Here is an 8,497-nt window from a genome sequence, read left to right as displayed (position 1 = left end):
CTGGCTTGTGTCATGCGGTGTATGCGACGGCTTTTTTCAGACAGAGCCTAGATGTCTACTCCCTTGATCCAACAGCTCAACCCCTCTTCCTACGCCCACCAGCGACCTACATCTTCGATTTGTATTCCAAGTATCGCGATTGCCACTCGATAGCAGTGCATCTATTCCACCTGCCGCCTTTCTTGCGAAAGCCCCACTGTTTAGTACCTCAAGGCTTCTTCAAGGGAATTAGACGTGACCTCACGCAAAACACTAACAAACCAGCAACTGAAAGAAATATACTCATCCGAACCTTTTAGCTATGACTTCGAAAGCATCCTTTCATGGGACAGCCCGTGCACATTGCCTATAGCACCGCCAAACATAGCCTTGCTTTCAAGAAAAGCACTTTTAACCAACGCCTCGACCATCGCAATAAATACAATAAAGGAAATCGAGGCCACTCGCCCAGCGGGAACCCCCGGACTTGAAATATATTTTGCCAAACACTATTCAGATATAAAAGAATCCCATCAAGACCAGACAAACAACCTTTATGCCAAAAAGAAATTCCTCCTCTTCCTTTATAATAAAATCGAAAAACGAGTACCCCACCCCCTTAATCGATACATGGCACAAGACTTCTACGCCACAAACATTGATGACGCCGCCCAATATTTTGAACACAACGCAAACGATTTAGATGAGGATGAACAAAATTTCTATTGGATTGAGGAAGACCTGTACATTTTAATGAGCGCCGTTACCGCTGCGCAAAATTGAAATAGTGCTAAGACGCTGCCTTGAGAAAGTCCGAAGAGAATTCGAAGAATTCCACCCTAGAGCATTAAAAACATTACAAGAAACCCGCAAGCAAGATAATAACAGCAAATCCATCACCTTAAACCTTAAACCCACAATACAACTGAGCACCACACTAACAACCCTATCAACAACCGAAAGCCTTCAAAGCGCGCTGTTTAGCGGAATACAGACACTCAAAAGGTTTGGCCTTACTGCCACCCCAATTTTCAGACTGGGCATTGGGGTGTTTTTTTATTCAGCTGAACTAGGGAACGCAGATTTGTACCATGAATCAGCCCTGAGCATACCTGCTGAACTACTCATTCCTGAGCTACCTACCAACATTCATGACATCGCACTTAAACATGGGACTTTCGAATCCCCGCTCCGGATTCATGCCAATCTCGATACGTATACACTTACGGGAAATGCAAATGCTACCCATGCAGAAAAAGAGGTACCCGTACGCCCCCTGATATTGGACAAAACAAATAATAGCTACACATCGATTCCATCAAGTGATTTTCCAATCAAGCTCAGATTTCCCATTCACACCCAAATTGGATCATCAACTACCACCCCCAGCATCCCGATACCTTCGGATCCCTATGAAGGTGTCAACCTCAGACAAGCATGGACAGAAGCGACACCACTCCCTGTCCATGAACTACCAAACTATAAAGACTGCATCTATTGCTTCCCACCAGAATCTGGCCTACCACCACTGTACGTAGTTTTCAATTCTCCCTATCCCGGTGCGACAACCATAGGGACTTACAGCGGACGCCCTTACAACCCAGATAAAGCGGGTGGACCTATCGAGAAACTGGATTGGCGGGAAGCCAGGATCACAGCGACTGGTGTCGAACTGGTCAAGCTACACATAAGTCGCTTCACATCCTCTGACGCAAATAAAGTCATGATTAACAGGCTCGAAAAAATCCTACAGGGTAAAATACAAGCATCCGACACCGACAAGCGATTTTTCACGCACGAAGTAAGGGAGCTTGAGCGCTTTCGTGCCCTGGGCATTGCTGATAAAATTCTGCCAACTGATCGTGGCGAAGCATGGAATAATACGCATGCAGCTACTTTAGAAGACTACCAGCTTGGCTCAGAGGCCGAATTACTCTACACGACAGAAGCGCTGGAAGCAGACTTGAAACAGCTGGAGCGGGAATATTGATGAATACCATTCGCGATGTAATTCAAAACGAAACTCCTACTGACGTAATTCTATTTATCACAAGAGGCACTGGCGTTTCCCACCCGCAGATAGACAGACTCTACACTCAAAGCAATTGGATTCATCTCGGTGATTGCAATGGCCTCCTGAATCTGATTAAAAAGATGATAGATGAGGGTCTTATTAAGGAAGAGGGTGGTGGATATGTGAAAGGCCCAAAATGGACGGCACCTAAATTCATGCTTGAAGAAAAGTATACGTTCAATAATGCTTCATAGGGATTAGCCCTCGATCGCGCCGGCAGTCGCATCGGAGCCGCCGGCCCGCTAAGTTGCAGGCGGTAAGCGGTGATATTGCGCATATCGACGCACTTAACGGGCGGATCGTGACGACTACTCGCGAACAGCCGGCGATTGCCACCGATTGCTATCCGGCTCGATGCGCTGGGGCGCACGTTTCACCCTTGAGACCGCGCTGGCTTCTTCGCGGGCATGCCCGCTCCCACAGGGTTGAGTCCGACGCGGTTGAACTGTAGGAGCGGCGCTGGCTGCAAGCCTGGTGTAGAACCTGTGAGAGCGGGCTTGCCCGCGAAGAGGCCGGCAGCTGCACTACGCCTCAGGCACCACGCACTTACCGCCAGTCCGCCTTGTCAGCAAAAAACGCCTGCGCATTCGCCTCCAGGCTCTCCAGGTGATACCCCCCCTCTTGCACAATCAGGCACGGCAAGCGCATCGCCCGAATCCGCTCACCCAACGCAGCAAACCCCTCAGTGGTGACCGCCACCTTGCTCTGCGGGTCCAGTTCGTAGATATCGAAACCCAACGACAGCACCAGCACCTCGGCCCCAAAGTCCTTCACCGCAGCCAGCGCAATATCCAGTTGCGCCATGAAGTCCGCTTCGCTAGCCCCATGCGCCATCGGCAGGTTGAGGTTGTAGCCCTCCCCTTCACCGCTGCCCCGCTCATCCTCGAACCCGGCCACACCCGGGTAGAAGTTGGTCGGGTCGCCATGCACGGACACATACAGCACATCGCGGCGATCGTAGAAAATCTCCTGAATCCCCTGCCCATGGTGCATGTCGGTATCGAGCACCGCCACACGGCTGTAACGGCTGCGCAAGGCCTGGGCGGCCACGGCGGCGTTGTTGATGTAGCAGAACCCGCCCGCCGCATCGAACCGTGCATGGTGCCCCGGTGGCCGGCACAGTGCATAGGCTGCCGGTTCGCCATCGAGAATGGCTTGGGCTCCGGCCACCGCGCTCTGCGCCGACCAGTAGGCCGAACGCCAGGTGTTCTCGCCCACCGGGCAGCTGCCATCGGCCAGGTAGCGGCCAGCCTGGGCGAGGATGCCGCGCAGGGCGTTGGGCTCGCGCACGAAGATGTTCGACATGACTTCATCGCCCCAGTCCTCGGGCACTTCCTTCCAGCGCGCATGGGCTTCTTCGAGAAACGCCAGGTAGGCCTCGCCATGCACCGCCTTGAGCGGTTTCAGGCCGGCGTCGTCTGGCTGGCGGATGTCAAAGCCAAGGTCCTTGGCCGCCTGCAGCAGGCGTTGGGCACGTTCGGGGACTTCCTGCGGGGTGCGCATGGCGCCGCGCGAGTAGTAACTGCGTGGGTGGTGCAGCAGCTGTTCGGGGTGGAAATAGCAACGCATCAGGCCTCTCCTTGTTCGACACGGCCAGCACGGGCCAGCACGGCGTTCAGCAATACATCGGTGCCCTGGCAGGCGTCGTCGGGCAATACATCCTCGGCTTCGTTGTGGCTCAGGCCGCCGACACAGGGGATGAACACCATGGCCGTCGGGCAGTAGCGGGCCAGCAGGATGGCGTCGTGGCCAGCGCCGCTGACGATGGACTGCTGGGCATAACCAAGGCCGTCCACCGCTTGCTGCACGGCGGCCACGCAGTCGGCGTCGAACGGGGTGGCCGGGCTGACCCAGTGGCGCTCGACGCGCACCTGCAGGCCGCGCTGGCTGGCGATGGCTTGCAGCTTCAGGGTCAGGTCACGCTCCATCGCCTCGATGGCTTCATCACGGTGGTGGCGCAGGTCGACGGTGAACTGCAGCAGGCCGGGAATGGTGTTGCGCGAAGACTTGGTGATGGACAGTTCGCCCACGGTGGTCAGGCCTTGCGGCGCAAAATCAGCCGCCAGTTGCTCGACCGCCTGGACCATCCGCGCGGCGCCGTACAAGGCGTCCTTGCGCAGCGGCATCGGTGTGGTGCCGGCGTGCGCCGCCATGCCCTCGACGGTCACATCCAGCCAGCGAATGGCCTGCCCACCACTGACTACGCCAATGGCCTTGGCGTTATCTTCAAGGATCGGGCCTTGCTCGATGTGCGCTTCAAAATAGGCATCCACCGCACCGCCCAGCGGGCGCTGGCCGGCGTAACCGGTGCGTTGCAGTTCGTCGGCGACGCTGATGCCCTCGGCATCGCGAATGGCCAGCGCTTCGTCCAGTTTCAGGCTGCCGGTGAACACGGCCGAGCCGAACATGGCCGGGGTGAAGCGCGCGCCCTCCTCGTTGGTCCATACGGCAATTTCCAGCGGCTTGCGGGTTTGGATGCCCAGGTCGTTGAGTCGGCGCACCACTTCCAGCCCGGCCAGCACGCCGTAGACACCATCGAAACGCCCGCCTTCGGGCTGGGTATCGAGGTGGCTGCCGATCATTACCGGTGCAGCATCCAGGTCACTGCCAGGGCGGCGGGCGAACAGGTTGCCGATGGCATCCACGGTCAGCGTCAGGCCGGCTGCGCGGCACCAGTGGCTAAACAGTTCGCGGCCGGCCTTGTCCTCGTCGCTGAGGGCCAGGCGGCAGCTGCCGCCGCGGGCGGTGGCGCCGATTTCGGCCATGGCCATCAGGCTCGCCCACAGGCGTTCGCCATTGCTTTTCAACATGTACGGGTACTCCAGAAGAAGTCGGTTCGATCAGGCCAGCTCAAGTTGCTGGCTACGGGCGTACTGGCGCGCCAGGGCAAGCACGCAGAGCAGAGAGAGGGTGGCGATCAGGGTGTAGAACACTGCCATCGGCCACCACTGCCCCGTGAACGTGTGGGCCAGCCAGGTGCCAATCAACGGGGTCAGGCCACCGGCGATGGCGCCGCAGACCTGGTAAGCCAGGGAAATGGCGGTGTAACGCACGCGGGTTTCGAACATGCCGCTGACGTAGCCGGCAATCACCGCATAGAACGAAGCCATGCAGGCTGCCGCCAAGGCGATGCCGAGCACGATCAACGGGCCTTGGCCCGAGCTGACCAGCACGAACATCGGGTAAGGCGACGCCATCGCCAACAATGCGACCAAGGCCAGGAAGCGCGTGGCGCCGATCTTTTCCGATAGCCAGGCGGCCAGCGGCTGCACGCAGAACTGGATGATCGCCACGAAGAACAGGCACTCCAGGATCAGCGAGCGCTCCAGGTGCAACTGCTGGGTGGTGTAGCTGATCATGAAGGTGTTGGTAAAGTAGACCCCGGCAATGCCCAAGGTATTGGCGCCGATGCACAGCAACAGCGGGCGCCAGGCGGTGCGCAGCACTTCCAGTACCGGTGCCTGCTCCTTGCGCTGCGCCCTGGCCGCCTGCTCGCGACTGGCAATGAACTCGGGCGACTCGTTGACCCCCAGGCGAATCGCCAGGCCCACCAGCAGCAATAGCGCGCTGGCCAGGAACGGCACACGCCAGCCCCAGCTCATCAGGTCTTCTTCAGGCAGGCGGGTGACCGCGCCGAAGGCCAGCAGCGACAGGATCAAGCCTGCCGGGCTGCCCAGCTGGGCGAACGAGGCGAAGAAATTGCGCCGGCCCTTGGGCGCGTGCTCGCCGGCCATCAACACCGCCCCACCCCACTCGCCGCCCACCGCGATGCCCTGAACGATACGCAGCACAATCAGCAGCACCGGGGCGGTGGCGCCGATTTGCGCATAGGTCGGCAGCAGGCCGATGCACACGGTGACGATGCCCATCATCAGCAGGGTGATGACCAGCGACTTTTTGCGGCCGATTCGGTCGCCAACATGGCCGAAGACGATGCCACCCAACGGCCGAGCAAAAAAGCCCACGGCAAAGGTGCCGAACGCGGCCATGGTGCTGAACAGGCTGTCGTCCGAGGGGAAGAACAGCGCGCCGAACACCAGGGCGGCGGCGGTGGCGTAGATGTAGAAGTCGTACCATTCGATCATGGTGCCGATGAACGCGGCGGCGGCGGCACGGCGCGGCTGGGGGGAAGCGGTGGGCTTCATGGGGGCTCCTTTGCTTGTTGTTCTGGCAGGAGTTGACGGGATCACGGTGGCGCTCTGTTGGCGCTTGGCCTGTTGGTTGGGTGTTGGCTTCTTCGCGGGTAAACCCGCTCCCACAGGGATCGCACAACCTCTGTGGGAGCGGGCGTGCCCGCGAAGAAGCCAACACCGATGCAACAGGCCTCAATACCTGCGATTTATCGGCCCAGCCCTATGATTAGTCAATTTTCTATTTATTATGCGCACTATTAGCCCCGTTTATGATCGAGCCCCGCCATGTCTGACCGCCTGCTCAACGACCGCCTGGACTGGAACCTGCTGCGTACCTTCCGCGTCATCGGCCAAGAGCTGTCCATCAGCCGCGCCGCCGCCCGCCTGCACCTCACCCAGCCGGCAGTAAGCCAGGCACTCAAGCGCCTGGAAGAACAGCTCGGCCGTCAGCTTATCGCCCGCCGCGGTCCGCGCTTCGTGCTGACCGAAATGGGCGAACAGCTGTTCCAGTTGGCCGGCGAGGTGTACGGGCAGATGTCGCAGATTGGCGGCTTGCTGGAGCAACCGGCGGACGAACTGGTGGGCAAGGTGCGCCTGCTGATGATCAGCCGCATCGTCAGTGAACGCTTCGACGACTTCCTTGCCGACTTCCACCATCAGCACCCTCGCGTGGAACTGGAAATCGACGTAATGCGCAGCTCCGACATCGTCGCCGCCCTGCAAGAAAAAACCGCCACCGCCGGCCTCAGCCTCAACCGCCGCGCGCAACCACGGCTGGAGCAACGGCTGTTCCTGCGCCAGCGCTATGCGTTTTTCTGTGGCAAGCACCATGCCCTGTTCGGCCAGGCCGAAGGCGACTTGCAGCGCGAGAATTTCGTCAGTTTCACCAGTGACCAGATTGGCGGCATGTTGTCGCCACTGACCATTTTCCGCGACCAGCAAGGCTTTGCCGGGCGGATCGTGGCGTCATCGCCAAGCCTTGAGGAAGTGCGCCGGCTGGTGATTGCCGGGTTCGGCATCGGCTGCCTGCCCGAGCATGTGGTGGCGCCGGATGTTGCAGCAGGGTTGTTGTGGAAGCTGCCGCCACAGGAAGGGATTGCCGATGTGGACATTCACCTGCTGTGGAACAGGGAACAGCGGTTCAGTCGGGCGGAAGAAGTATTTATCGAGGCATTGCAGCAGAGCCTCGTTTGAGGACATCGCACGATCATTGTGGGAGCGGGTTTACCCGCGAATGGAGGGCAAAGCCCTCCTCTTGCGCGCTTATGCCTGAGGCACCAGTGCAGGCAAATGGGTGTTGCGTCTGGATTAGGCGCCACTACATTGCCACCCGATATTTTTGCCAGTAGCCCGTTGGCCTGACGCGGTCCACCATCGCGTCAGGTTATCAAGAGGCTCTGCTATGGACTGGCTCATCTTGTTTCATCTGGCAAGCTACGGCGCCGCACTGCTCATCATTGCGGTCTTTGCCCTCATCTACGCGACCCGCTCGCAATTCATGCCCTATCACGCTGCGGCAATCGAACGCCCTTGGCATACCCTCGATGCCCCTTTGCAACTGCTGCTGTTAGCGCTGGTTCGACTCGTCGGCTGGGGGTGGCTGGCCATTGCCTGCGCAGGGTTGATGATGCTGTACCAAGTATTTGTCCTGCGTGTGCCGCTGCAGCTGCTGGTGCTGTTACAAGCGTATTGCCTGCTGGCGATCACGCCGATTATCGCGGTAAGTGGCCAAGTGAAACGCCGTACCAATGGATCACCACCGGTCATGGTCAGTTGGGTGACCATGATGCTGTGCTGGCTGGGCTTTCTGTTCGGGCTACTGGCCCGGGCTTGCGCGTAGGGAGCTAGCGATGAAAAACAACCTGTTCTGGAAAACGATCGAAGGGCTGCTGCCGATGCCCAAGGCGGCACAGCTACTTGGCTGGAAGCTGCTCAAGCATGAGCAGCACACACGCGAGATATTCGTGGAGTTCGATGCATCAGCCTCGTTGACGAACCCGGTGGGCAAGATTCAGGGCGGTATGCTGACCGCCATGCTTGACGATTGCATGGGACCCGCCATCTATGCCTCACTTGAAAAAAACGAAATAGCAATTACGACGAAAATGGCCACTTTTTTCCAACGCCCCGCCTTGCCTGGACAAATCAAGGGGTTTGGCAAGCTGTACAGGCGGCGCGGCAACATCTGCTATACAAAAGGGCTACTCCAGGACTGCAAGGGACGAACCCTGGCAACTGCGACGGCTTGCTACAAGATTATCGACTTGTCGGCGCACCACTCAACCGACGCAGAGTGATCCAACTTGGATCC

Annotated in this window: 9 protein-coding genes; 6 read left to right on the top strand and 3 right to left on the bottom strand. The window is 58.4% G+C overall.

From position 1 onward, the window contains the following. The first annotated feature begins 234 nt into the window (after positions 1-234). The 3 genes from IAE39_RS21400 to IAE39_RS21390 are packed head-to-tail and all read left to right on the top strand — an operon-like array spanning position 235 to position 2,247. Positions 235-762, top strand: a complete 528-nt coding sequence (locus IAE39_RS21400) for a hypothetical protein (RefSeq protein WP_201206267.1) — start codon at positions 235-237, stop codon at positions 760-762. Positions 763-766: 4 nt separating this feature from the next. Beyond that, positions 767-1,969, top strand: coding sequence for an S-type pyocin domain-containing protein (locus IAE39_RS21395; RefSeq protein WP_201206266.1), 1,203 nt, complete (start codon positions 767-769; stop codon positions 1,967-1,969). Beyond that, positions 1,969-2,247, top strand: a complete 279-nt coding sequence (locus tag IAE39_RS21390; RefSeq protein WP_201206264.1) for a hypothetical protein — start codon at positions 1,969-1,971, stop codon at positions 2,245-2,247. Before IAE39_RS21395 ends, IAE39_RS21390 begins: the two co-directional genes overlap by 1 nt. A 352-nt stretch (positions 2,248-2,599) precedes the next feature. On the opposite strand, the gene IAE39_RS21385 is transcribed toward IAE39_RS21390, so the two are convergent. Genes IAE39_RS21385 through IAE39_RS21375 form a run of 3 tightly spaced genes read right to left on the bottom strand, consistent with a single transcriptional unit; the run spans position 2,600 to position 6,198 of the window. Further along, complete coding sequence (locus IAE39_RS21385; protein WP_201206262.1) at positions 2,600-3,622, bottom strand: histone deacetylase family protein; 1,023 nt, start codon at positions 3,620-3,622, stop codon at positions 2,600-2,602. Further along, complete coding sequence (locus IAE39_RS21380; RefSeq protein WP_201206260.1) at positions 3,622-4,863, bottom strand: Zn-dependent hydrolase; 1,242 nt, start codon at positions 4,861-4,863, stop codon at positions 3,622-3,624. The genes IAE39_RS21385 and IAE39_RS21380 overlap by 1 nt, the downstream gene beginning before the upstream one ends. 30 nt (positions 4,864-4,893) lie before the next feature. After that, entirely contained in the window at positions 4,894-6,198 is a 1,305-nt protein-coding gene (locus IAE39_RS21375) for an MFS transporter (RefSeq protein WP_201206258.1), read from the bottom strand. A gap of 273 nt (positions 6,199-6,471) precedes the next feature. Here IAE39_RS21375 and IAE39_RS21370 point away from each other — a divergent pair, with 273 nt between their 5' ends. From IAE39_RS21370 to IAE39_RS21360, 3 genes are all read left to right on the top strand, one after another. Next, positions 6,472-7,380 (top strand): LysR family transcriptional regulator, encoded by a 909-nt coding sequence (locus tag IAE39_RS21370; protein ID WP_201206256.1) that lies wholly within the window; start codon positions 6,472-6,474, stop codon positions 7,378-7,380. Positions 7,381-7,588: 208 nt separating this feature from the next. Beyond that, entirely contained in the window at positions 7,589-8,026 is a 438-nt protein-coding gene (locus tag IAE39_RS21365; protein ID WP_201206254.1) for a hypothetical protein, read from the top strand. Between the two features lie 10 nt (positions 8,027-8,036). After that, positions 8,037-8,483 carry a PaaI family thioesterase gene (locus tag IAE39_RS21360; protein WP_201206253.1) on the top strand — a complete coding sequence of 149 codons (447 nt, stop codon included), beginning with the start codon at positions 8,037-8,039 and terminating at the stop codon, positions 8,481-8,483. Positions 8,484-8,497: the final 14 nt, after the last annotated feature.

This window comes from Pseudomonas sp. S37 (assembly GCF_016658545.1).
Lineage (GTDB): Bacteria > Pseudomonadota > Gammaproteobacteria > Pseudomonadales > Pseudomonadaceae > Aquipseudomonas.
This window is presented reverse-complemented; position numbering and strand designations above follow the sequence as displayed.

Bases quoted from the DNA above. Each gene is read 5' to 3' on its own strand.
- IAE39_RS21380 (WP_201206260.1), bottom strand. From the start codon at position 4,863: ATGTTGAAAAGCAATGGCGAACGCCTGTGGGCGAGCCTGATGGCCATG.
- IAE39_RS21385 (WP_201206262.1), bottom strand. From the start codon at position 3,622: ATGCGTTGCTATTTCCACCCCGAACAGCTGCTGCACCACCCACGCAGT.
- IAE39_RS21375 (WP_201206258.1), bottom strand. From the start codon at position 6,198: ATGAAGCCCACCGCTTCCCCCCAGCCGCGCCGTGCCGCCGCCGCCGCG.
- IAE39_RS21390 (WP_201206264.1), top strand. From the start codon at position 1,969: ATGAATACCATTCGCGATGTAATTCAAAACGAAACTCCTACTGACGTA.
- IAE39_RS21365 (WP_201206254.1), top strand. From the start codon at position 7,589: ATGGACTGGCTCATCTTGTTTCATCTGGCAAGCTACGGCGCCGCACTG.
- IAE39_RS21360 (WP_201206253.1), top strand. From the start codon at position 8,037: ATGAAAAACAACCTGTTCTGGAAAACGATCGAAGGGCTGCTGCCGATG.
- IAE39_RS21370 (WP_201206256.1), top strand. From the start codon at position 6,472: ATGTCTGACCGCCTGCTCAACGACCGCCTGGACTGGAACCTGCTGCGT.